This is a genomic window from Paenibacillus sp. 32352 (genome assembly GCF_002042965.1).
Lineage (GTDB): Bacteria > Bacillota > Bacilli > Paenibacillales > NBRC-103111 > Paenibacillus_S > Paenibacillus_S vulneris.
The window spans coordinates 31,713-56,674 of sequence record NZ_MZNT01000018.1; the positions used below are offsets into that span (position 1 = coordinate 31,713).

At 51.5% G+C, this 24,962-nt stretch carries 15 protein-coding genes and 2 pseudogenes; 13 read left to right on the forward strand and 4 right to left on the reverse strand.

Annotation, left to right across the window (positions count from 1 at the left end):
* Positions 1–174: 174 nt before the first annotated feature.
* From B1728_RS31320 to B1728_RS31330, 3 genes are all read right to left on the reverse strand, one after another.
* Complete coding sequence (locus B1728_RS31320; RefSeq protein ID WP_079914363.1) at positions 175–1,164, reverse strand: ABC transporter permease; 990 nt, start codon at positions 1,162–1,164, stop codon at positions 175–177.
* The gene (locus B1728_RS31325) at positions 1,161–2,678 is read right to left on the reverse strand and encodes a sugar ABC transporter ATP-binding protein (protein ID WP_079914364.1); all 1,518 of its coding nucleotides are present in this window, start codon (positions 2,676–2,678) and stop codon (positions 1,161–1,163) included. The genes B1728_RS31320 and B1728_RS31325 overlap by 4 nt, the downstream gene beginning before the upstream one ends.
* A gap of 74 nt (positions 2,679–2,752) precedes the next feature.
* Positions 2,753–3,844: a sugar ABC transporter substrate-binding protein gene (locus tag B1728_RS31330; RefSeq protein WP_079914365.1), complete on the reverse strand. Its 1,092-nt coding sequence runs from the start codon at positions 3,842–3,844 to the stop codon at positions 2,753–2,755.
* Between the two features lie 304 nt (positions 3,845–4,148).
* Here B1728_RS31330 and B1728_RS31335 point away from each other — a divergent pair, with 304 nt between their 5' ends.
* The 6 genes from B1728_RS31335 to B1728_RS31360 all read left to right on the forward strand — a co-directional run bounded on the left by B1728_RS31335 (position 4,149) and on the right by B1728_RS31360 (position 12,872).
* Positions 4,149–6,527 carry a helix-turn-helix domain-containing protein gene (locus B1728_RS31335; protein WP_079914366.1) on the forward strand — a complete coding sequence of 793 codons (2,379 nt, stop codon included), beginning with the start codon at positions 4,149–4,151 and terminating at the stop codon, positions 6,525–6,527.
* Positions 6,528–6,740: 213 nt separating this feature from the next.
* Positions 6,741–8,378 (forward strand): extracellular solute-binding protein, encoded by a 1,638-nt coding sequence (locus tag B1728_RS31340; RefSeq protein ID WP_079914367.1) that lies wholly within the window; start codon positions 6,741–6,743, stop codon positions 8,376–8,378.
* A gap of 161 nt (positions 8,379–8,539) precedes the next feature.
* Positions 8,540–9,460, forward strand: coding sequence for an ABC transporter permease (locus B1728_RS31345; RefSeq protein ID WP_256865599.1), 921 nt, complete (start codon positions 8,540–8,542; stop codon positions 9,458–9,460).
* Positions 9,461–9,472: 12 nt separating this feature from the next.
* Entirely contained in the window at positions 9,473–10,354 is an 882-nt protein-coding gene (locus tag B1728_RS31350; RefSeq protein WP_079914368.1) for a carbohydrate ABC transporter permease, read from the forward strand.
* A 284-nt stretch (positions 10,355–10,638) separates the two neighbouring features.
* On the forward strand, positions 10,639–11,619 hold the full coding sequence (locus B1728_RS31355; protein WP_079914369.1) for an S-layer homology domain-containing protein: 981 nt from the start codon (positions 10,639–10,641) through the stop codon (positions 11,617–11,619).
* Positions 11,620–12,077: 458 nt separating this feature from the next.
* A complete protein-coding gene (locus B1728_RS31360) occupies positions 12,078–12,872 on the forward strand; it encodes an alpha/beta fold hydrolase (RefSeq protein ID WP_079914370.1) in 795 nt (264 codons plus the stop codon).
* A gap of 141 nt (positions 12,873–13,013) precedes the next feature.
* On the opposite strand, the gene B1728_RS31365 is transcribed toward B1728_RS31360, so the two are convergent.
* A complete protein-coding gene (locus tag B1728_RS31365) occupies positions 13,014–13,697 on the reverse strand; it encodes a hypothetical protein (RefSeq protein WP_079914371.1) in 684 nt (227 codons plus the stop codon).
* 510 nt (positions 13,698–14,207) lie between these two features.
* Here B1728_RS31365 and B1728_RS31370 point away from each other — a divergent pair.
* The 7 genes and pseudogenes from B1728_RS31370 (at position 14,208) to B1728_RS31395 (ending at position 24,924) form a co-directional block, all read left to right on the forward strand.
* Positions 14,208–15,719, forward strand: coding sequence for an oligosaccharide flippase family protein (locus B1728_RS31370; RefSeq protein WP_079914372.1), 1,512 nt, complete (start codon positions 14,208–14,210; stop codon positions 15,717–15,719).
* Between the two features lie 405 nt (positions 15,720–16,124).
* Positions 16,125–16,652 (forward strand): annotated as a pseudogene (locus tag B1728_RS36565) (3-keto-alpha-glucoside-1,2-lyase-like domain-containing protein); the annotation flags it as partial.
* A 117-nt stretch (positions 16,653–16,769) separates the two neighbouring features.
* Positions 16,770–17,942, forward strand: a pseudogene (locus B1728_RS36570) (right-handed parallel beta-helix repeat-containing protein); the annotation flags it as partial.
* Positions 17,943–18,081: 139 nt separating this feature from the next.
* The gene (locus B1728_RS31380) at positions 18,082–21,264 is read left to right on the forward strand and encodes a glycosyltransferase family 39 protein (RefSeq protein WP_079914373.1); all 3,183 of its coding nucleotides are present in this window, start codon (positions 18,082–18,084) and stop codon (positions 21,262–21,264) included.
* A gap of 93 nt (positions 21,265–21,357) precedes the next feature.
* On the forward strand, positions 21,358–22,353 hold the full coding sequence (locus B1728_RS31385; protein WP_079914374.1) for a glycosyltransferase family 2 protein: 996 nt from the start codon (positions 21,358–21,360) through the stop codon (positions 22,351–22,353).
* Complete coding sequence (locus B1728_RS31390; RefSeq protein ID WP_179136278.1) at positions 22,337–22,756, forward strand: GtrA family protein; 420 nt, start codon at positions 22,337–22,339, stop codon at positions 22,754–22,756. The genes B1728_RS31385 and B1728_RS31390 overlap by 17 nt, the downstream gene beginning before the upstream one ends.
* An 80-nt stretch (positions 22,757–22,836) precedes the next feature.
* The gene (locus B1728_RS31395; RefSeq protein WP_079914376.1) at positions 22,837–24,924 is read left to right on the forward strand and encodes a pectate lyase family protein; all 2,088 of its coding nucleotides are present in this window, start codon (positions 22,837–22,839) and stop codon (positions 24,922–24,924) included.
* Positions 24,925–24,962: the final 38 nt, after the last annotated feature.

Genomic DNA, 24,962 nt, shown 5'->3' on the forward strand with positions numbered 1-24,962 from the left:
AGGATATCGGCATTTGGATGCAAAAATTTTATTAAAAAACTCACATTTGCTAAGATTTTGATATAATCAGTCCGTTTCCCTTGTTTCCAATCGTTGATGCAGGACCATAATGCAAAAATAAAAACAGCTTGGCACCCCGCGCAAAGGGTACCAAGCTGTTGGGTCTATAAGGGCTTAGGAAGTGCGTCTTCGTGTCAAATGAATGAATGTAATGGCAAGCGCCAGAACGAGGACGGTCCCTTTAATGATATCGAAGGCGTAATAAGGCAGATTGAGCATGGTCAGCCCGTTCAGCAGAACCCCGATCAGCACGGCCCCGAAGAACGTACCGATCACGTTGGGCTTTCCGGCCCCGAAGACGGAGAAGCCGACGAACACGGCCGCCACGGATTCCATAAGAAGCGGGGACCCTGCGTCAATCTGTCCGGAGCCGACGCGTGCAGCGAACAGGATGCCGCCGATAGCCGCGAAGATGCCGGAGAGCACGTAGGCCAATGTCCGCACGCGGCTGACGGAAATACCGGAGAGGCGTGCTGCTTCCTTGTTGCCGCCAGTTACATACAATTGACGGCCCCAACGGGTGTAGGTTAAAAAGATATGAACGACGATAACAGCGACGATCATCAGCACCACCGGTACCGGAAGCCCGAACAGCTTGCCTTGACCGATCCAGAGGAAGGATTCGGTAAATTTGCCGGGAGCCTTCGTGCCATCCTGCATCTGCATGTTGTTATAGATGGAGAAGCCTTTGGTGTACGTCTTATGCACGCCGCCGATGATGTACATGACGGCCAGCGTGGCGAGCAAGTCGGGGATCCGCACCTTGACGATCAGCAGGGCGTTCAATAGCCCGATGACGACGCCGATCAGCAGAGGCACCGTCAGCACGACAACCAGCGGAAGCTGGTACCATACCATCATTGATGCGACCACGACGGTCGTTAGTGACACGGTGGAGCCGACTGAGAGATCGAATCCGTCCACGATCTGCGAGAACGTCACTCCGATCGCGACGAAGGTCACGATAGAGATCGACCGGAGAATGTCGGCCATATTATCATAGGATAAGAAATTTTCGTTGACGACGGAGAACACGACGATAACCGCCGCAATAATGATTAACGCTCCATATTTATAGGAATAATCGAGCAGCTTGTCTTTCACTGTACCACAGCCTCCCCTGCACTGGCATAATACAAAATTTGCTCCTGCGTAGCTTCATCGCGCCGCAATTCTTTGACAATCTGCCCGTAGCTCATGACAAGAATCCGATCGGCAATCCCTAATATTTCGGGGATTTCACACGATAAGTACAGAATCCCCTTGCCTTCCTGGGCAAGCCGGCCGATGAGACGGAAGATATCGCTCTTGGCGCCGACGTCGACCCCTTTGGTCGGCTCGTCGAACAGGTAGACCTGCGCATCGGTCGGCAGCCATTTGCCTACGGCAACCTTCTGCTGGTTGCCTCCGCTTAAATATTGAACCGCCTGCTCCATATTCGGCGGTTGAATGCCCAACTGCCGTATCATTTCGGCAGCATTGGCGACCTCCTTGGCCCGCTGTACGAAGCCAAGGGAGCTGAAGAGCTTCAGCAGCGGCAGAGACAGGTTATGCTTGATGCTTTGCTCCACCAGAATGCCCTGCTTGCGGCGTTCCTCCGGGATGAGGGCGATGCCTTCCCGGACGGCTGCGGTAGGGCTGGACAGCCTGACCGGCTTGCCCTGAATCCGAATTTCCCCGCGGTCCATCGGATCGGCGCCGAACAGGACGCGGGACAGTTCGGTTTTACCCGCGCCGACCAGTCCTACGACGCCGACGATTTCGCCCCGGTGAACGGTCAAGTTGACGCCGCGGACCTTGGTCGAGAACGTAATGTCCTTGGCCTCGAGCAGCGGCTCGCCGATGGCGACCTGTACCTTGGGGAATTCCTCCTCGAACGTTCTCCCGAGCATTTGCTCGATGACCGCCTGCGCGTTCGTCTCCGCCGCAGGCACGGTGGTGATCCGCTGACCGTCCCGCATCACCGTTACCCGGTCGCTGATGCGGAATACCTCGTTCAGACGGTGTGAAATAAAGATGCAGCCGACACCTTCCGATTTGAGACGCTCCATAATGCGGAACAGCTGATCGGCCTCTTCATTGCTGAGAGGAGCCGTCGGTTCGTCGAAAATAATGAATTTGGCTTTTTGCGCCAAGGCGCGGGCAATAAGGACAAGCTGCTTCTGCGCAATGCTGAGCTCGGCGACTTGGCGGCGGACATCGATAGCAAGACCGATCTCGCGCAATATGCGATCGGCTTCCTTATTCAGGCTGCCCCAATGTACCCAGCCGCTTCCGGTCCGCCGGGTCATCCGGTCGAGCATAATATTCTCGGCTACGGTCAATCTCGACACCAATGCGGTATCCACCTCTTGGTAGACGCATTGAATACCGCTGTTCATCGCGTCGCTCGGTCCATGAATGGCAAGAGGCTTCCCGTCGATGGAGATTTGCCCTTCATCCGGGATGTAGGCGCCGGCCAGCACTTTAATCAGCGTGCTTTTCCCGGCTCCGTTGGCGCCGAGCAGTGCATGAATCTCGCCGCCGCGCACCTCAAAGTCCACCTGCTGAAGCGCCTTAACGCCGGGAAACGATTTGGATATCCGGTTCATTTGCAGTAAGGCGGTGGATAGGGACATCGTTCATCACACTCCTTATTTCAATGGAAAATCCCATCGGGAGGTTCCGATGGGATCAATAGCTCATTACCGAATTACTTCGCGGCAGGCTGCTTCTCAGCTTGCTTCAGCCAATCGGTGTAACCTTGCTGACTGTTGCCCCAGCCCTTCACATGCTCGCTAAGCTGAGCAGTGGAGATTTGGCTGCTTGGCAATTGGTCGCGGGATACGAACACGGGGTCCAGTACGATTTTGTCCGGCGTTTGGTCGCCGTGCAGCTTCTGGTACAGGTAGCGGACTTGAATTCGGCCGATATCCTTAGGATCTACGGCTGCGGAAGCTACCCAAGGGCTTTTGGTATCTTGAATCATTTGCAAGTCTTCATCGCTCATATCGATGCCGTATACTTTGATTTCGGTACGTCCGGCTTGCTGGATTGCGCGGGAAGCGCCTTTTGCGAATTCATCCCATGCAGCCCATACTGCAGTAATATCGCCTTTGTTCGGGTATTTTTTCAAGATTGCTTCCATTTGGGATTGCGTATCCAGTGCCGTGTTTTGAGAAGCGGCGCCGAATGCGGCGATCTCCTTGATATCTTTGTTTTTATCCATGAATTCTTTGTAAGCGACTTGTCTGCGCTCCATCGGAGCGAAGCCGGCTACCCAGATCTTGACGATGTTGCCTTTGCCGCCGATGTCTTTGCTCATTTTATCCAGAGTCACTTCGGCCATTTTTTGGTCGCCTTGCTCCAGTACGGTTATGCCTGGCTTCTGGATGTCGGCGTCAAACGCGACAACCGGAATTTTTTTATCCAATGCCTTCTGCACGCCTTGATCCAATGCTTCGGCTGTACCGTGGTCGATCAGAATACCGTCGAATTTCTGGTTGATCGCAGCGTCCAGATGCGAAGACATTTTAGCCAAGTCGCCGTCGGCTGTAAATACAGTAACCTTGCCGCCGAGCTTTTCTACTTGCTCCTTCACGCCCTCTATGTACTGCGCGGAGAATGTACCCAGATTGATTTGCATAATCAATGCGATTTTTTTATTCTCTAACGAGCTTCCGCCAGCACTGGCATTAGATCCGTTATCTGCAGGCTTCGCTTCCGGTTTGGCCCCGCATGCCGCCAAGCTGATGGCGAGAATCAGGACGAGCACGAGAGCTATACTTTGTTTCAAACGCTTCACGATGAGTTGCCTCCCCCGAATAATTAATTATTTATAATTCCAATAAGAATACTTGGTAAACATATTTTATCACCACGCTATGAAAATAGCAATGATTTTTGCAGGTTTCGACATATTGCGACTCAGCTAGTCCATATGTTATCACAGCAGCCACAGAATGAGAATAACCAATTTTTTTAGGAGCAGGCTCATTTCAGCCGAAGCGCCATTTTAATAAAAAAGATTTCCAATCTAGTGACAACTATGTGACAAAACAACTAGAATAGAATTATAGAAAGGTGTCTCTCAAGGAGGGATCCGTTTGATGTTTTGGAGAACGATTCGGTCTAGACGTCGCAGTGTCGTGCTGACATGGCTGCTTTCTTATTTGGCTGTGTTGCTGCTGCCTGTCCTTATTAGCATTATCGTGTATAACTCTTCGAGCAAAACATTGGAAAGTGAGATCCACCAGGCTAACGACGCCCTGTTGAAGCAGGTACGAGAGATTATGGATAACCAGTTTCAGTCGATGGAGCGGCTGAGCTTTGAGATGACCTGGAACGTCAAGGTGCAGGACTTGCTGTATTCGAACAAATACCGGTTTCCGAATGATCAGCGGTACGACATGTTTCAAGTGACTCAGGATTTGAAGTTGTACAAATCGTCGTATCCTTCCATCGACTATTTCTACATTTATTATGCGGCGGATGACGTCCTGCTGCTGCCCACGTTTACGAGGGATTTGGGCTTGGGCTACGAGCTTCTGCATAAAGGCGGGACCTTGACCTATGATCAATGGCTCCGGACTTTGCAGCAAAAAAACTATAAAGGCTTTATTCCGATGCCTTGGATCGGAGAAGACGGCAAATTAAGGAAAGCGGTTGCATATGTCAGCTCCTATGCGACAGACCCCGGGGAGCAGCCGATTGGGGCTAATGTCATCTTACTAGATCAGGCGCGCATTCTTGGAGCTATTGCGAATATGCAGTTTTACCGCGAGGGCCAGGTGCTGATTCTTAATAAGGATAACCAGGTGCTTGTGTCGAGCACGAACGATACGCTGCCGGATGCGTTCCCCTACTCCCAGCTGGAGGGAAATACGGGACTGTTTTATTTCAATAACAAGGACGGGGAGAAGATGGAAGGCTTCTATATTCATTCCGCCCGGTCCGAATTGAAGTATGTATCCATCGTTCCAAGCAAGCTGTATTGGAAAAAGGCGGAGCAGGTCCGCAACTTGACTTATATGAGCATTCTGATCAGCTTGCTCGGCGGGATTACGCTCACCTATTTCTTCCTGCGCAAAAATTATGTGCCTGTTCGCCAGCTGGTGCAAGCCTTTGCCGGGAAAAGCGCGGTGTCCATGAATGAAGGGGGCAACGAGTTTCATTATATTGAGCAATCGATACAGAACACTTTAAGGGAGATGGATAAATTCACGGCTCAGATGAGGCAGCAGCGCCAAGTGCTGAAATCGAATTTTATCGTGAAGCTGCTCAAGGGCAAGCTGGACAGCCAGGTACCAATCGATGAGGCATTGACGGCCTATCATATGCAGCCTCTGTCGGACAGCTATGCGGTCATGCTCTTGTATGTCAAGGAAAGAGGGCCGTTCTTCGAACGCATTCAGGGGATGGAAACCGGAGATAAGCATATGCTGCTCCAGTTTATTGTAGCGAATGTCGTAGAAGAGCTGGTGAACCGGCAGCACCGCGGCTATGTCGCGGAAATCGACGAGACGTTCGCTTGCCTGATCAATTTCAATCCGAAGGATGATAACGGGCGATTGGAGCAGCTGTTCCAGATTGCGGGCGAAGCACAGGCGTTTCTGCTGGAGCGTTATCAGATTCATATGACTTTAGCGATCAGCGGCATCCACGGTTCTCTCAATGGAATAGCGCAGGCCTACTCGGAAGCGCTGGATGCGATGGAATATAAGCTGGTGATGGGCAATAGCGATATCCTGGCTTACCCGATGCTCCGCCAAGAGGCCGGGCAGGACGATAATGCCGGCTACTACTATCCGCTCTCGGTCGAGCAGCAGTGGATGAATGCAATGAAAATCGGTGATCTTGGCCGGGCCAAGCAGACGCTGGAGGAGATTATCGAGCGCAACTTCAACCGTCAGCCCGCGCTGTCCATACCGCTTGCCAAGTGTCTGATGTTTAATTTGGCCAGCACGATGATCAAAACGACGCAGGAAATCGGCAGCGGCCAGGGGCCGTTCTTACGCAACAATCCAGTGTCCGTTGAACGGCTGCTAAGCTGTGAAACGGTAAAAGAAATGCAGGTCGAGCTCATCGGCATGCTGGAGAAGGTATGCAAGTACACGTCCGACAAGCGGCAGCAAAATATACAGCAGGCTCGTCAGGAGGCGCTTAGAGAGCTGGTCGACAGCGTGGTTGCATTCATCGAAGAGCACTATCACGACGTGAACCTGAACATCACCATGATCGGCGATTATTTGGATATGAAGCCGGCCTACGTGTCCAAGCTGTTCAAGGATCAGACAGGCGGCGGCTTGCTCGATTACATTAACAAGGTTCGTATCGAGAAGGCAAAGGCCATGATTGTGGAGCAGAAGAAAAGCATAAGCGATGTCTCCGCACTCGTCGGTTTTAATGATCCGAATGCGTTTATCCGCACGTTTAAAAAATATGAAGGCATCACTCCAGGCAAATTTAAGGAAACCTGGAGCGCCTAAAGCTTGCTTGGAAAGCGGCCGTTTCGTTAATTCAGCGCGTGAACGGCCGCTTTTTGGATAAATTGAAGATTGATTTGGCCATTTTGCAGATCGTCTGGTCACTATTGAGGATGAAAATAGAGAAATTGCATATATCTATTTGTAAGCGTTGCCATTATGATCGGGTTAGGAATTGCAGCACATACCTAATCGAGAAATGGGAGGTCACTAGCGATGAAGAAAAGAAGGAAACTCATCCCTATTGTAACGATCGCCACCATGATGGGCAGCTTGATTGCAGCTTGCTCCAATCAATCTTCCGCACCAACGGACACAGGCAAGCAGCCTCAAGGAGGAGCAACAGCTCCAGCGTCTGCAACGACGTATCCGATAAAAACGGACAAAACCTTAACCTATTGGGCCGAAATCAACGGAAACACAGTAGGGATCAAATCCGCCCTGGGCGATATCCCATTCTTTCAGGAATGGCAAAAAAGAACCGGCGTGCCTATGAAGTTCTCTTCACCCGTGGTGAACCAGGCGAAGGAAGGCTTGAACGTTCTTCTCGCTTCAGGCGAGCTGCCGGATATGATTGAATACAACTGGCTTGATTTTCCGGGAGGTCCGGAGAAGGCCATTAAAGACGGTTATATATTGAAGCTTAATGATCTGATCGATAAGAACGCCCCGAACCTGAAGAAATATTTGAAGGAGCACCCGGACGTCGACAAGATGGTCAAGACGGATAACGGCAACTATTTCGCCTTCCCGTTCATCCGCGGCGACGAATATTTGAAGGTATTCCAAGGACCGATCGTCCGCAAGGATTGGCTCGATGAGCTGGGCCTGGAGGTTCCGACCACCATTGACGAATGGTATACGGTACTGAAGGCGTTCAAGGAGAAAAAAGGCGCTGCCGCCCCGCTGTCCTTCTTCAGCGTACCGCGGCCGCTTGAGCAAATTTACAACGGAGCCTTTATCGGTGCCTTCGGCATCAACCGGTTGTTCTATTCGGACAACGGGCAAATCAAGTTCGGTCCCGCCCAGCCGGAATACAAGGAATTTCTTGCTACCTTCCGCAAGTGGTACGCAGAAGGCTTGATCGACAAAAATATCGCGACGGTGGACAGCAAAACGCTGGATGCCAATCTCGCTTCCAATGCGACCGGTGCCACCATCGGCAACACCGGCGGGGGTATCGGCAAATGGATGCCTATCCTGACGGCCAAAGATCCTAAAGCGAATCTGGTAGCCGCCCCCTATCCGGTATTGAAAAAGGGCGATGTCCCTCGCTTCGGGCAAAAAGACCCTGCCTTCGCTCCAGGCGGCATGGTTGCCATTACGGCCAATTCCAAGAACGCGGAGCTGGCCGCCAAGCTGCTCGATTATGGCTATAGCGACGAGGGCCATATGTTCTTCAACTTCGGAACCGAAGGCGTCAGCTACAAGATGGAGAACGGCTATCCGAAGTATACCGATCTGCTGATGAAAAACCCGGATAAGCTGGCTCCTTCCCAAGCCATGTCCCTGTACATTCGCGGTAACTACAACGGGCCGTTTGTTCAGGATAAGCGCTATATTGAGCAATATTTGACTTTGCAGCAGCAAAAGGACGCCATTCCTGTCTGGTCCAAAACCGATGTAGACAAATATGCGCTGCCTCCGATTACGGCTACGCCTCAAGAAAGCACGGAGCTGGCTAAAATCATGACGGACGTGAACACGCTGGTAGATGAAATGACACTCAAAATCATTCTTGGCAACGAGCCGCTGGAAAACTTCGATAAGTATATGGCGAAGCTCAAAACGCTGAACCTGGACCGCGCCATCGAGATCGAGAAGGCCGCCCTGGATCGCTATAACAAACGTTAATAGGCCAATCGCAGCGGGGCGGGGCTAACGCAGTCCCTCCCTGCTGTGAACCGGCTGTCCGGCTATTCCTGTCATGGTTTCTATTGAGGTTACGGACTTTGAGGAAGGAGGGGAATGATATGGCCAAGACGATGGCTGTACAAACGACCGAATCTGCCGCTATGCGCCGCCGGAGCTTTTCCTCCCGGGTTGTCAGGGATTTTTTGCTCAATAAATATTTGTATTTGATGATGGTGCCTGTTATCGTCTACTACGCTATTTTTCATTACGCACCGATGTACGGGGCCATCATTGCCTTTAAGGACTATACCCCGATGAAAGGCATTCTGGGCAGCCCCTGGGTCGGCCTGGACAATTTCAAGGATTTTTTCAGCAGCTATTATTTTTGGCGTATTTTGAAAAATACTCTGATTATCAGCCTATACTCCTTATGCTTTGAGTTCCCTGCGCCTATTATTTTGGCGATTCTCATCAATGAGGTCCGCAATGCGGCATTCAAGCGGGTTGTCCAATCCATTACGTATATGCCTTATTTCATATCCATGATTGTCATATGCGGAATGATCAAGGATTTCACGAACAGCGGGGGCGTCATCAACTCGATATTCGCCTTTTTCGGCGGAGACGGTCAAGCGATGCTGCAGAAGCCGGAGATGTTCCGGGGCATCTATATCGTATCGGAGATTTGGCAGAAAATCGGATGGGAATCGATCATCTATATTGCTGCATTAATGAGCATCGACCAGGAACAGTACGAGGCGGCACGGATAGACGGCGCCGGGCGATGGAAGCAGATCCTGCACATTACGCTGCCGGGCATATTACCGACCATTACGATCCTGTTCATTCTTCGTATGGGCAATATGCTGAACGTAGGGTTCGAGAAAATTATTTTGCTGTACAATCCGGTTACTTACGACACGGCGGACGTTATTAATACGTTCGTATACCGGAAGGGCTTGCTTGAATTCGGCTGGAGCTACAGTTCGGCGGTCGGCTTGTTCAACTCGGTCTTTAATTTGGTGTTATTGATCTCCGCGAACTGGATCAGCCGCAAGGTCAATGAAAACAGCCTTTGGTGAGGAGGAACCGCTATGAAACGGGATAACGACCTTTCGGAACGCATTTTTGACTGGTGCATCCATATCGTACTGCTGCTGCTGGTTGTCGTTGCGCTGTATCCTCTGCTGCATGTTGCCTTCTCGTCCTTTAGCGACGCTAACCAGATCATCGCTCACCGGGGCGTGCTATGGAAGCCTCTAGGCTTTAGCGTAGAAGCTTATAAGAGCGTGTTCGATAATCCGGATATATTAAAAGGGTACGGCAATACGCTGTTTATCGTTATCGTCGGAGTCATCATCAATTTGTTCGTGACCTCCCTCGGTGCCTATGTGCTCTCCCGCAAAAATGTGATGTGGAACAAGGTCTTCATCTTCGTTATAGTTCTTACGATGTTTTTTAACGGCGGGATGATCCCGTTGTATCTGATTGTCAAAAATGTCGGTCTCATGAACTCCCTATGGGCGACGATCATACCGTTTGCGGTAAACACCTTCAACCTGATCATCATGCGCACCGCCTTCATGTCCGTACCGGACAGCCTGGAGGAGTCGGCCAAGATCGACGGGGCGAATCATTTTACCATCCTGTTCAAAATCATTATTCCGTTATCCATGCCGGTCATCGCCGTTATGATCCTGTATTATGCGGTGGAAAAATGGAACGGCTGGTTCTGGGCCTCGTTATTTTTGAAGGATCGTGAACTGTATCCGCTGCAGCTGATTCTCCGGGAAATACTGCTCGCCAATTCGACGGACAGCATGGCCTCGGGTGCTGCGGCAGCCGACAGGTTCCAGATTGGCGAGACCATCAAGTATGCGACCATCATGGTAGCCACGGTGCCGATCTTGTGCGTATACCCCTTTGTGCAAAAATACTTTGTCAAAGGCGTCATGGTGGGTGCTTTGAAGGGTTAACAGAGGTTTTGGAAAAAGATCGTACGACAGTCCACGGAGGGATCTCTCCCTCCTGGGCGGTACGGTCTATTTTTACATTATAGGGCTTATAAATTTCGGGGCTCCCCGCAAAGTACCTGAATCTGCTTCGAAGACATGGCCCCGCTTTGTGGGGTTTTTCTTGCGTTTTTTGGTAGTTGCAGCAACCTTTTGCCAATCGTCTTCGTCAGAAGGGTAACTCCGGAGTTGAAAAAGGAAATAATAGGCTTGCAGCTTAGTTGATACCAAAGAAAGGTGGCTTCATTATGAAAAAAATCGTTACTCTTATGACCTCAGCCGCTATCCTGTGCAGTCTGTCTGCCGGTTCGGTCTATGCCTTTACCGATCTTGATTCTGCCGAGCAGGAGCCGGTTACCGCGCTTAAAGACAGGGGAATTGTAAGCGGCGTGGACAGCCAGCACTTCGTGCCCCGCGGGCAGATCAGCTACGCACAGAGCATCAGCATGCTTGTTAAAGGGCTGAAGCTTTCGCTCGATCACGTCAAATTTGTGAAAAAGCCGGAAGCCTCCGACTATTTCAAGAACGTTCCTAACGATGCCTGGTATGCCGAGGCGTTTATTATAGCCAAGGTGAACGGACTGGACATTCCTGAAGATGTGGATCCGAACGCCCCGATTACCAGGGAAAAGTACGCCAATCTGCTGAACGATGCGATGGATGCGAAGGCTCAGCTTCCGCTTATCAAAATGGCGGTTATCCTTGCGGATGAGGACGATGTCGCTCTCGAGTACAGGGTGGACATGCAGCGAATTTATCTGCTCAAAATTGCCAAGCTAGGTGAAGACCGCAAGGCGTATCCGAAACGGGAGATGACTCGCGGAGAAGCAGCGACCTGGCTGTATAACGGCATCAAATTAGTGGAAGCTCACACCTCCAAGCCAAATCCGCCTCAGCAAGCGGATATTACGGTTGACGTTCAGAAGGTGAACGAAGAGGTGAATAAGGTGATCCTGTCCCGTGAGGTGCCGAACCCAGGGTACGGGTTGAACATTACGGGCATCCGTTTCGAAGCGGATGATACTGCCGTGATTCAGTATGAAGTGGTGAGTCCGAAGCCGGGCATGATGTATCCGCAGGTGATTACGAACGCGAAGGCGGAAACCTTCGTCGCTTCCAAATACAAGCCTGTGGCTGAGCTTGCAGGCGGGTCCGTTTCGGGCGCTGCCGGAGACTCTGCCGCGTCGGAGGTTGTTACGCCGGAAGCTGCCGCTGTGCAGATTCAATAACGATCCATTTGCTTTGAATTCGCTTATTGGAACTTTGTTTCCTTTTCCGTGACAGGCAGTGCTTCGCGTCGGGCGGAACGGATGCGGACTTACCCGACAGTCGCGACGGGTACCCTCTCTTTAACATCCGTGCAGCCGGCCGGCGTCCGTTCAAGAAGCACCGCTCTACTAATCAGGAACTGTGCGTAAATGTTACCCTATGCTGAGTATTGCTCCGGAGCATCAAGCTCCCGGGGAAGGACGCAGGCATAGGGTATTTTGTTTAGGAGATGCTAAGATGTGGTAAGAAAACTATATCGGGCTTTTTCAAGGACGAGCGGCCGTGTTCAATGGTTGGTTTTATCGCCAGAATAGCATTTTCAAGCCCCGATGACCTTGGGTCTTATAGATGCTATTGTGGTAAAATAAACCTGCACGGGCTGGACATAACTACGCGGTTAATGAGAGGAGCTGCTATGATGGATAAACAATATGTGGAGTTGAACGGGCTTCGAATGGCCTATCGGGAGAAGGGGCAGGGACAGGCTGTAGTGCTGCTGCACGGATTTTGCGGGAGCTCGGCTTACTGGGACAAGCTGCTTCCGCTGCTGCCCGAGAGCAGCCGACTCATTGTGCCTGACCTGCGCGGTCATGGGGATTCGGGAGCGCCGGATGGAGTTTATTCGATGGAGACTCTGGCGGACGATATAGCCCAGCTGGTTCAGCAGCTTGGCCTGGGCAAGGCCATTCTGCTTGGCCATTCACTCGGCGGATACGCCGCCTTGGCGGTTGCCGAGCATTATCCGGAGCTGCTGGCCGGCTTCGGCTTGATTCATTCGACGGCTTTTCCTGACAGCGAGGAAGCGAAGCAGGGACGTTTGAAAAGCCAGGAGACGATCAAGGAGAAAGGGCTTCCGGTATTCATCGACGGCTTGATACCGAAGCTGTTCGCACCGGCGCATCTGCAATCGATGCCTGATGAGGTGCAGGAGGCGGTTCGCATCGGCTACGGCACAAGCCCTGAGGGCGCTGTCAACACGCTGGAAGGCATGCGCTTGCGGCCGGACCGCAACCGGGTTCTGGAGACGGCGCGCGTCCCCGTGCTGCTTGTTGCAGGCAAGCACGATCAGATCGTGCCGGTCGAGCGCACGTTCACGGTCAGCGGCGATAGGTTCACTCAATGCCTGATCGAGGACGCCGGCCACATGAGCATGATGGAATCGCCGCAAAAGCTGGCCGATGCCATCAGCAGCTTCGCCGCAAGGGTGAAGTAGCAGAAAGAGTCACTGGACATCGCTTAGAGCAGCGACGCCAGTGACTCTTTTTTTGATCGGGCCTGCCTTGCAGCGCTTACAGCAAGACGAAGCTGCTCAAGCAATTCGTCGTCCGAAGCCAACTCGCCGTATTGGCAGTCGTTACGGCTGATCCAACGGCTCTACGCCGATGGTGATCCCTGTATCGCCGGGATCCTTCATGCCGATCCGGGTGATGTACCAGCCTTCCCCAAGGTCTGGGGCCTGATTAAATTTCTGAATGGTGACGACAGCCGAGCCCTGCTCGTCATACTCGGTGGCTACGACCCGGTAGTCAAACGAGTATTGAACCGTATCCTCATCCGGCGATGACGATTCTAAATTCTCGATAGCTCCCATATGGGGGCTCGACCCTCCAGTTACCCAAAAAAACGATTCGAACTCACTTTTGGTGCGCTCCTTTAATTCCGGAGAGAACACGGCGTACTGCAGAGCGCCGTTTCGGGTCCGGATACCTTTGATCCAAGTGTTCAAAGCCTCTTCGGGTGTATCGGCAAGCAGCGCATCCTGCAGCCGGTTTACCTGTACGGCAAGTCTTGCTGCGTCGGGAAGCGTTACCCGAACCTCCTGTGATTGAGAATCGTAGGACGCTGACCCTCTAAACTCTTTTGCAACCAGCTCGATGGGGGCCATTACCTTGCCGTCCTCCACTTTTAGGCCAAGCACAGTCGGGACATAAGGAATATCATTAATATACAAGCTAAGCTTGGATTCGGCGTATGCGGAGCCTGCTATAGCGGCTGCAGCGACAAGAGAACAAATTGTTATTTTCGGAATGAGCTTCATGGTATGTTTTTACCTCCAATTATTTTAGTAAAGAAAAGACGAGGCAAAGTGAGAGAAGGTTGTAAATTTTTACTATAATTCGTGAAGATTTCCGAGAGTGATTTGAATTATTTCCTAGGCAATTAGTATAAGGAAGCTGTGAACTACAGAGGCTGGCGATAACGGGAGTAAGGCTCTCGCCAGCAGCCGCTGTTTTTTTTCTTGCCATATTCCGTTTTATAATTATAATCAACACAAGAGAACTGTTATCCGATAACGCACTAATGGATAGAATTACTGTAGCCTGAACACAAGCGAAAGCGCAAACAAATCGGCCCCGGATGTACGCGAAGCATTCAGATGTATTTGAAAGGCCGGCAGGATAGAACCATAAGCTTATGATTTCGTAAGAATGCAAACTCAATTTATTCTCGAAATTTCATACGGTCTCATCATCCGTATTTCATGTATACAAGATCTTGTCACCGGAACGGGCATGACCTACAACCAGAACATAAGAAGGTGCTTGTAATGCATAAGCTCAGGCTTACATTGAACTCAAATCAGCGGTTTTTGCTTCGAAATGTATCGATTATTGTGCTCGGCTTATTTATTAACCAGCTTCTGCAGACCGTGGGGAGCATTGTATTAGCGCGCGTGTTGAACGATCCTAGTCAATTCGGGGAAATTAATCTGCTCCTGCAAATTTTCGGCATGGTAACCTTATTCCTTAATGTGGGCTTTAACGCCGCTTTGGTTTACGGCTTTTCTACGGACAGGCAGGAAGCCGTTCGCAATAAATTTCGGCTGGCGATGGTCGGAAGCGTGTTTTTCGGCATCGTCATCAGCGTGATTTTGTCCGCTCTGTCCCCTTTTCTTGCGCATACGTATCAGCTGCCTTCCCTGAAGGGAGCGCTGATTATCAGCTCGCTGATGCTCGTATTCAATTCGGTCATCAACGTGGGGGTAGCGTCCTTTTCCGGTAACAGGGACTTCGGGACACAGGCATTCTTTATGGTTATAACGACCATTTTCTCCACGATGGGGATGGTGCTGGGCGTACTGGTGCCGATAGGCCATCATTTTTTGTGGGGTGTGGCATTCTGGATGGGCGTCGGCTCTGTGCTGACGGCTCTTTGCATTTGCTGGAAAGCGGAGAAGGTGCATCATCCCAAATGGCTGGGTGCCGTAACAATGGATCCCATGCGGGACATGCTGAAGTACGGCGTTCCGCTATGGGCGGGCAATATCGCCAAAGCGTTCCAGCAGCCTTTTCTCGTCATGGTCGTCGGGGCGAGCTCCGTCATTGCGGTAGGCCATCTGGCCAATGCCTTTCGGATAACCGGTTTTATCGGGATTGTCACCTGGGCGTTCATGATCGTGACGTTTCCCTTTGTTGCCGAAAGCTCCCGCGATTTGGAGGAAAGCAGACGGAGAGGCACCTTGTGCGTGCGCTACAACAACATTATTTTGTATCCGTTGACCCTGGCCATTTGTTTGTATCCCGACGAAATTAACGGGTTCCTGTTCGGCTCCAGCTATACGACCGGGGATTCGGGAATGTATATTCGGTTGTTGGCGTTAGGCGTATTCTTCTCCTCCGTCGGCCGTCTGGGCGGTAATATATTGGCAGGTATGGGGAAGACGCGGGCTAATTTCTGGGTAATGATCGTTGCGGGAATTTTCGTCATTGCCATCGTGCCGTTCGTCGCTGCAAGCAGCCCTGTGCTCGCGGTATGGATTTATACGGGCGGCTGGGCCGTATCGGCCATCTCGATGATATGGTTCTTCTTTGTAGAAGGATTTCCGCTGCACTGGTGGAAGGCCTACGGGGAGCCTTTGATACCGACGCTGGCTATGGGAGCCTTCATGGAGATCGGGCGATTTACAGGACCTCTGTACGTATGGTTTATCATAGCAGGTGTTGCGTCGCTTATTCTGTTGACCTATTTGATAGAAAACGATTGGCTGCATCAGCGAAAGCCGGCTGTCCAATGGAGCTCAGCCGAACGGGATGAGCAGGGCAAATTTCATAATGGGTAGGATATATGTTGAAAGCTTGATGGTGACAGCAAGCGCAGCATATTATCCCAATCGAACAGCGTTCCGGTTATGGGGCGCTGTTTTTTAATTCTGGAACTATTTTCTAAGCTGATGATTATTCCAGGACCTAGATGGATTATGCCTTGGGGCTAAATAGTTAAATCGTGTTTATTGCTGTAACGCCCGGATCGAGATACGTTTAAGGGGTTCCCCGGAACAGCAGGCGAAGCCTGGCAGGATGATTCCTTATTGAAAATGAAACGGGAGGTGATACTAGGCATTCGCGCATCCTGCACACGCCTGCAGCAGTTTAACCCCAAAAAGGAGGTAATTGTACGAATGAGATGGATGAAAAGAAAATACGCCGCTCTCATGGTCGGCATATCGCTGATCGCGGCCATGATGATGCTCGGCACCGCCTCGGCCGCCACCCTATTCAGTGATAACTTCGAGGACGGGAACGCAGACGGCTGGACGACGCAGTATGGGACATGGTCCGTTGTGAAGGACGGGGCCTCGTACGTGTACTATCAGTCCAGTACGGATGAGGGACGCGCCTCGGCCGGCAGCCAGAGCTGGACGGATTACAGTGTTACGGCCGACGTGAAGGTCGACAACTGGAACGGCTCCAACCGGACCTATGTTGCGGGCCGATATAAGGACGGCAACAACTATTATGCAGCATCCTTGTATAACAGCAGCGGAGGCACTTTGGAAATCCGTAAAAAAGTAAGCGGCTCCACAACAACCTTGGCCACAAAACCGAACTTCGGACTGGCGGCAGGCACATGGTATACGGTAAAACTTGAAATCATTGGAACTTCTATTAAAATGTATATTAACGGTACTTTGCAGTTGTCCGCCACGGATTCGAGTTTAACGTCTGGCGGGATTGGGCTGATCGCCTATAAAACGGTCTCGAAGTTTGATAACGTTTCCGTCTCGGACAGCTCGGCGTCGACACCGACTCCATCTCCAACGTCGACACCGACGCCTACGCCGACACCAACGGCAACGCCAACGGCAACGCCGACCGCGACGCCGACAACGGGCACGATTTATGTGGCGCCGAACGGTCTGGACAGCAACTCGGGAGCTATCGGCAGTCCGACGACACTTACTTCCGCGATTACGCGTGTGGCACCGGGCGGAACGATCTATTTGCGGGGAGGCACTTATGCTTACTCCACTCAAATTACCATAGACCGCACGAACAGCGGTACGGCCAGCGCCAAGAAGCAAATCGTGGCTTACGGCTCCGAGAAGCCGGTGCTCGATTTCTCCTCTCAGCCTTATAACGCTTCCGACGTTTCGAAAAACGCCAGAGGCTTGCAAATCAACGGCAGCTATTGGGTTGTCAAGGGGCTGGAGATCAAAGGCTCTGCCGACAACGGCGTCTATGTCGCAGGCAATTATAATCGAATCGAGAACCTGGATATCCACAATAACAGGGATACAGGGCTGCAGCTAGGCAGATACGCTTCCTCGGCTGCCAAGAGCGAGTGGCCGAGCTACAACGAAATCATCAATACGTATTCGCACGATAACTTTGATCCGGATAACGGGGAGGATGCGGACGGATTTGCTGCCAAGCTGACGGTCGGTCCAGGCAACGTATTTGATGGCTGCATCTCCGCCTACAATACGGATGACGGCTGGGATTTGTATACCAAGTCGGACACGGGAGCCATCAGTCCGGTAACCATCAAGAACAGCATCGCTCATCATAACGGTCAAACCTCGACCGGCAGCAGCACAAGCAACAGTGACGGAAACGGCTTCAAGCTGGGCGGAGAACAAATCGCCGTCAATCACATCGTCATCAATTCTGTAGCTTATCTCAACAAAAAGCACGGCTTTACGTATAACAGCAATCCGGGCTCGATAACGTTGAAAAACAATACGTCCTATAGCAACGGACAAAGCAATTTTGCATTTGACTCCGGTACGCATCAATTTACGAACAATTTGTCCTATAAGGGCGGTTCCAGCGACAAGACGAGCGGAACCGATGTGGACAGCTCGAACGTATGGTGGAAAAACAATAAAAGCACCAATGCCAAGGGCTTGGTTGCGGCAGATGATGATTTTGTCAGCCTGACGCCTACATTAACCCGCAATGCAGACGGTTCACCGAACCTGGGCAGCTTCCTGAAGCTCGCTTCCGGCAGCGACATGAAGGGAGCGGGAACGCCGAGCGGCACGGATATCGGTCGTAACTAAAGCAACGGGAGTAACATTCATTCACGCGTTCGGATGATACGGCTCATCCGAACGCCTGCTTTTGCAATAAGATGCGGCAATCAGGAACTACACTTGTAAATGGGGGGCGAAGGATATCAATACAACTTGGATTTATTGCATGCTCTTCATGCTGCTGTTTTTCCTGGTTTCCCGCTATGGGATGAGGAGAGGGACGATTCGCCGGGAAACAGCTCCGGCCCATGGAATCGTTATGGCGGTTCTGGGCGCAGGACTGGTGCTTCGGCTTGTGATTGCTTGGAACGTGTACGGGTATGACGCAGACGTCAATACGTTCAAGGCTTGGGCGGACCATGCCGCTTCCGCAGGACTGATGCGGTTCTATACTACCGATATGTTCGTCGACTATCCGCCGGGATATATTTATGTCTTATACATCATAGGATTCATCCGCAGCGCTCTCCATATCTCATGGGATTCGTCATGGGCTCTGCTCCTTTTGAAAAGTCCCGCAATGCTCACCGATCTGCTGACTTCTTACCTCATCTTCCGATGGGGATCCCGTCATGCAGGGGGCGCTGCGGCACTCGGGGCCGCCGTGTTGTACTTGCTGAATCCGGCGATTATCGTCAATTCGGCGGGATGGGGTCAGGTCGATTCTTTTTTCATGCTGTGGATGCTCTTGTTTATCGAGGCTGTCCTGGGCGGCAGACTGCGGCAGGCGTCCGCATATTATGCGGTGGCGCTTCTGATTAAACCGCAAGCGCTGCTGTTTGCCCCGCTGCTCCTGCTGGTCTTCATCCGCAGAGGCAGCTGGAAATCCTTTCTTGCCAGCTTTGCAAGCGGCTTGGCTGTGTTCAGCCTGTTGGCGGCTCCCTTTCTTCTATTGAAGGGTCCGCTCTGGATCTTTAGCCTGTATTTTGGAACCTTATCATCCTATCCATACGCAAGCTTGAATGCGTACAATATCATGACCTTATTGGGAGGCAATTTCGCCCTGATCACGGGTCAAACGCTGTTCCTTACCTTCCAGTCATGGAGCGTCATCCTGATGGCCTGCGTGCTTCTGTATACGGTGTATTTGTATCTGAAAAGCAGCAAGGACGAGAAGCAGCTTGCCATCATTGCCGGCATTCTAATGACAGGGACTTTCGTTGTGCTGACCAAAATGCACGAAAGGTATTTATACTACGCGCTGCTTTTTATCCTGCTGGGGTTCCTGCATCTTCGCGACAGGCGGCTCTTGTACTGCTTTCTCGGATTAAGCCTGACTCACTTCATCAATGTGGACCAAGTACTGCTGGGCAGCCTGGAGCAGCTATACCATATCCCTCCGGATGATGCCGTGTTGACCGTCGTTTCACTGGCCAACGTGATGCTGTTTTTATATTTATGCAGATGGGCATGGCAAACGATTGTACTCCGTCAGATGTCCAGTATGGGGTCCCTGCAAGAAGACGAAGCCGCTCGAAGCGATGACGTCGAGGCTAGAATTCAAACCGGCGCTGCTGCGGAGAACGAATCGGCTAGCGCTGTCGGTTGGAGACTGCCAGAGCCCAAGCCTCTCAATTGGGGAAGGAAGGATACGCTGCTGCTGGGCGGTCTGGTGCTTGTGTACTCCGTATTGGCTTTGTACCATCTCGGCTCTGCCAAAGCGCCGGAAACAGGATGGCTCGCATCCAGGGAAGGAGAGCAGGTCCTACTGGATTTGGGAGAGAGCAAGCCGATTGAGAGAATCAACAGCTTTTCGGGTGTTGGCGACGGAAGCTTCATTTATGAGATCAGTGAGGATGGACAAACTTGGAGCCGCCCGATTCATGTATCGAATGACATCGTCAAGGTGTTCATGTGGCAGGTGGTTTCCGTCCATGAAACCGGACGCTATGTTAAGCTGACTGTGGAACGGCCTTCATTTACGCTTAATGAACTTGCCGTATACACATTGGGCAGCGAAATCCCGGTACCCGTAGCGTCGATCAAGGGGGAGAATATGGATCCTCCATCCAAAGCGGATACCGTTGGCCGGCTGATCGATGAGCCTTCTCAGGCTTCATACCGGTCTACGTATATGAACGGAACGTACTTCGATGAAATTTATCATGCGCGCACCGCTTACGAGCATTTGCATCACCTCGAGCCGTATGAATGGACCCACCCGCCGTTGGGTAAACTATTGATTTCCATCGGAATTATGGTTTTCGGGATGAATCCGTTCGGCTGGCGCATCGTCGGAACGCTGTTCGGGATCGCTATGATTCCGCTGATGTATTTGCTTGGTAAGCGAATGTTCGGAAGAAGCGAGTATGCGTTTGTATCCAGCTTCCTGCTGACGGTAGACGGGTTGCATTTCGTACAGACACGCATCGCCACTATAGATGTGTACGGGGTTTTCTTTATCCTGCTGATGTTTTATTTCATGTACCGTTATGTCTGTACAAGAATGTTTGCGGAAGATTGGCGGAAATCCCTGGTTCTGCTTGCGCTTTGCGGTCTGTTCTTCGGTATCGGGGCAGCCTCCAAGTGGATTGTATTGTATGCGGGGAGCGGCTTGGCGCTGATATTCTTCCTCTGGCTGTTCTGGCATTATCGCGTCTACGCAGCAGCAGGGAAAGGGTTAGCGGCAATGAATAGCACCGATCCGGGCCTTGTTGCCGAATGGAAGCATATTCGGAATGTATTTCCGCGGCGGACGCTGGTTACGTTGGCCGTATGTATCGTATTTTATATCCTCATTCCGACGGTCACCTATGTCTTGTCCTACATCCCGTTTATGCTTGTTCCGGGTACAGGACACGGACTGGCCGAAGTATGGTCGTACCAAAAGCAGATGCTAGATTATCACAGCCAGCTGAAGGGTACGCACCCGTTCAGCTCCTCCTGGTGGCAGTGGCCGGTCATGAGCAGGCCCGTGTGGTATTACGGAGCGGCAGAGCTGCCGCCGGGTACCATATCGAGTATCGTTGCGATAGGCAATCCTTTGGTATGGTGGGGCGGATTTCTGGCGATCCTTCTGTTCATTTTCAGAATGATCAAGTCGAGAGAAGCGACGGTTGTTTTTATCGTCATCGCCTTTTTCTCGCAATATATCCCGTGGATGTTCGTTCCGCGAATGACGTTTATTTATCATTATTTTGGAATGGTTCCTTTTTCCATATTGGCGGTTACTTACTATTACAGGCAAATAAAAGAATCGCAGCAGGGAAAAATAGGATGGATGTATGGTTATTTGGCCGCCGCTGCACTCTGTTTCGTCTTGTTTTATCCTATCCTGTCCGGACTTGTCATTGATCGGTCATACGCCGAGCATGTGCTGAAATGGTTTCCGCAGTGGCAGTTTTTCTAGAGTCCGCGGGAGCTATCCGCAAGTTTCCATGCTGCTGCGGCAGGCTGGCTTCTATAGAGACACACTCCATTACTGAAACGAGGGACTTCTTTTATGCAGGAAACTATACGGTATTCCATTATCGTTCCTATGTTCAACGAACAGGAAGTGATCGAGGAGACTTACCGCAGACTCAAGCGGGTGATGGATACGCTCGACGAGCGGTATGAGCTGCTGTTTGTTAACGACGGGAGCAAGGACCGGACAGCCGATATCGTAAAGGAGCTCTGCGCGGAGGATGCGAATGTGCGTCTGTTGAATTTTGCCCGCAATTTCGGCCATCAGATAGCGATTACGGCCGGGATGGATCATGCGGAGGGCCAAGCCATTGTCGTCATTGATGCGGACCTGCAGGATCCCCCGGAGGTCATTCTGGAAATGATTGAGCTGTGGAAGAACGGCTATGACGTCGTGTACGGCAAACGTCTGGAGCGGAAGGGGGAAACATGGTTCAAAAAATGGAGCGCCCACCTGTTCTACCGTCTGTTAAAATCGATGACCAGCGTGGATATTCCCGTGGATGCGGGGGATTTCCGCTTAATCGACCGCAAAGTATGCGATGTTATGAAATCGATGACGGAGAAGAACCGTTATGTACGGGGGCTTGTCAGCTGGACCGGATTCAATCAGACTTTCGTCGAATACACGAGAGAAGAGCGGTGGGCCGGGGTTACCAAGTACCCGCTGCGCAAGATGCTCCGTTTTGCTGTAGATGCCATTGCCTCCTTCTCCTACAAACCGTTAAAGGCAGCGGCTTATCTTGGGTTTCTGGTGTCTGCCGTCAGCTTTATTTATATTCTGGTCGTTGTGTACCAGAGGCTATTCACCAATACGACGATAACCGGATGGGCCTCGACGGTAGCAATCAATTTGTTCTTTAACGGTATCGTGCTGATCATTCTGGGGATTATCGGTGAATACATCGGGCGCATTTACGATGAAACGAAAGGGCGGCCGCTGTATATTATTTGGGAGCGGGCAGGGTATGGACAGGAACGGAAGAACAGGTCGCGCACAGAACCGCAGGATCGCCATGAAGCTATCCGATAAATCGGCTCGAACGATCGGCCAATTCATTAAATTTAACTTGGTAGGGGTTGCCAATACGGCCATTGACTTGTGCGTCTTCCTGGTCCTGTATTCGGCATGCGGAATTTCAGTCTATGCAGCCCATATTCTGGCTTATTTGGCGGGAACGATCAACAGCTTTTACTGGAACGGGCGATGGACCTTCGGTCAATGGGGAGGACGGGGCAAGGCATGGGCTTTTCTCCGCTTCGCCATACTGAACGGGATAAGCTTGGGTTTATCTACCCTTGGCATCCTGCTGCTTACCCGGTATGGACATTGGGAGGTACTGTGGTCGAAGCTGGCGGTTACCTGCTGTATGATGGTGGTCAATTTTCTTGCCAGTCGAATGTGGGTTTTCGTCAAAGCTTCAGAGAAAGGGTAAAAGGGGAGCGAACCGCTTCCCATACAAGTTTTTTTAGCGATAGAAAGAGGCAGGGAAAATCATTTATTGGGAGGTACGTTATGAGTTTATTAAAGAGCCTCGGCTTCGGGCGGAGAAATGCCGCATTCATTCTTTGTTTATCCCTCATGCTATCGTTGTTTGTGATATATCCGGCAAGCGCAGCGACCTTGTTCAGCGATAATTTCAATAGCGGCAGCGCGAACAATTGGACAGCGACTACAGGGACCTGGTCCGTTGTTCAGGACAACGGCAATTATGTGTATTATCAATCCGGCACGGACGAAGGCCGCACTTCGGCAGGCAGCTCCGCCTGGACGGATTACAGCGTAGAAGCGAATGTCAAGATTGATAATTTCAACGGCTCCAACCGCACTTACGTGGCCGGCCGGTATAAGGACGGCAACAACTTCTATGCCGCCTCGTTATATAACAGCAGCGGGGGCACTTTGGAAATCCGCAAAAAAGTAAACGGTTCCACCACGACACTGGCAACGAAAACGAACTATGGGCTAACCGCTGGAACCTGGTACACCGTGAAGCTGGAATTCATTGGCTCCTCTATTAAAATGTATGTGAACGGTACCCTTCAGCTTTCTGCAACGGATACAAGCCTGACTTCGGGGGCAGTAGGGCTGGTGGCCTTCAAAACGGTTGCGAAATTCGATAATATTACCGTTTCCGACAGCTCTTCATCGACACCAACACCTACTCCGACGGCAACTCCGACACCAACGCCAACGCCAACACCTTCACCTACAGCGACTCCGACACCAACACCAACACCAACACAAACACCGACTCCGACACCAGGGACACTCAGCCAATATAATGTGGCAGGCTTTTCTGCAGGCAATACGGGAGGCGGCAACATTCCAGAGACCGACTCGCGGTATAAAAAAGTATACAACGCAGCCGATTTGGCGGCAGCCCTCAAGAAGGGCTCCGGAGTGAAGGTCATTGAGATTATGAATGATCTGAATCTGGGATGGAACGAGATCCCGGACGCTGCCAAGGTGACTCCTTTTGTTGCCAACAACACGCCATTAACCCATCCGGTTCTCCTGAAGACCGGGGTCAGCAAGATCTACATCGACGGCTTCGACGGCCTGACGATTTTTTCCGCTAACGGGGCCAAAATCAAGCATGCTTCCTTCGACATCAAGTACTGCTCCAACATCATCATCCGCAATCTGGAATTCGATGAGCTGTGGGAGTGGGATGAGTCGACCAAAGGAAATTACGATAAAAATGACTGGGATTATATCACTATTGAAGGAGCCAGCTCCAAGGTATGGATCGACCACTGCACCTTCAATAAAGCGTACGACGGACTTGTCGATGTGAAGAAGGGCAGCAACGGGGTTACGATATCCTGGTCCACCTTCAGGGGGGACGACCGCAGCTCCAACAGCTGGGTAACGCAGCAGATTAACGCCATGGAGGCGAATATGTCGGCTTATCCGATGTATGCCTATCTGCGAAGCAGTGCTATAGGTCTCACCAAGGCTGATATTATCGCCATTGCGGCCTCCCAAAAGAAAGGCCATCTCGTGGGGGCCACGGAATTCGCTTCGGACAATGCCAACCTTCAAGTGACTCTGCATCATAATTATTATCAGGATATTCAAGACCGGATGCCTCGCTTAAGAGGCGGCAATGCCCATGTATACAATATCGTCATGGATAATGCCGCGGCATGGGCGGCGAAGCAAAAGATCACCTCCGCGATGGAATCGGCACTCTCCTCCAAAGGCTATCACTTCGGAGTGACAAGCAACGGAGCTATCTCCACCGAGAATGGAGCCTTGCTGCTCGAAAAATCACAGATCATCGATGTAGCCTCTCCAGTACGCAATAATCAGGCGGATGCGTCAGACGCAAGCTATACGGGGAAAATTCGGGTACTGGATACGATGTATTCTCTGAACGGCTCGTCCTTCAGAGGCGGCAGCGACACGTCCGGAAGTCCGTTGGCTCCAGTGCCTGCAGCCGTTAAGGCATTTTCGTGGAATGGCTTTAGCTCGCTGCCTTACAGCTATACAACGGATGATCCGTCGACACTGAAAGCGAGATTGACCGCTTCCAACGGCTCGGGTGCCGGCAAGCTGACTTGGACCAAAACCAACTGGCTGCTGACGAGCTATTAATAGTTGATGAAGTAAGAAGGCCGTTCGCAGCATTCGCT

Coding starts and splice junctions, on each gene's coding strand:
- B1728_RS31325 (WP_079914364.1), bottom strand. CDS start 2,678: ATGTCCCTATCCACCGCCTTACTGCAAATGAACCGGATATCCAAATCG.
- B1728_RS31335 (WP_079914366.1), top strand. CDS start 4,149: ATGTTTTGGAGAACGATTCGGTCTAGACGTCGCAGTGTCGTGCTGACA.
- B1728_RS31340 (WP_079914367.1), top strand. CDS start 6,741: ATGAAGAAAAGAAGGAAACTCATCCCTATTGTAACGATCGCCACCATG.
- B1728_RS31345 (WP_256865599.1), top strand. CDS start 8,540: ATGCGCCGCCGGAGCTTTTCCTCCCGGGTTGTCAGGGATTTTTTGCTC.
- B1728_RS31350 (WP_079914368.1), top strand. CDS start 9,473: ATGAAACGGGATAACGACCTTTCGGAACGCATTTTTGACTGGTGCATC.
- B1728_RS31355 (WP_079914369.1), top strand. CDS start 10,639: ATGAAAAAAATCGTTACTCTTATGACCTCAGCCGCTATCCTGTGCAGT.
- B1728_RS31360 (WP_079914370.1), top strand. CDS start 12,078: ATGGATAAACAATATGTGGAGTTGAACGGGCTTCGAATGGCCTATCGG.
- B1728_RS31365 (WP_079914371.1), bottom strand. CDS start 13,697: ATGAAGCTCATTCCGAAAATAACAATTTGTTCTCTTGTCGCTGCAGCC.
- B1728_RS31370 (WP_079914372.1), top strand. CDS start 14,208: ATGCATAAGCTCAGGCTTACATTGAACTCAAATCAGCGGTTTTTGCTT.
- B1728_RS31380 (WP_079914373.1), top strand. CDS start 18,082: ATGCTCTTCATGCTGCTGTTTTTCCTGGTTTCCCGCTATGGGATGAGG.
- B1728_RS31385 (WP_079914374.1), top strand. CDS start 21,358: ATGCAGGAAACTATACGGTATTCCATTATCGTTCCTATGTTCAACGAA.
- B1728_RS31390 (WP_179136278.1), top strand. CDS start 22,337: ATGAAGCTATCCGATAAATCGGCTCGAACGATCGGCCAATTCATTAAA.
- B1728_RS31395 (WP_079914376.1), top strand. CDS start 22,837: ATGAGTTTATTAAAGAGCCTCGGCTTCGGGCGGAGAAATGCCGCATTC.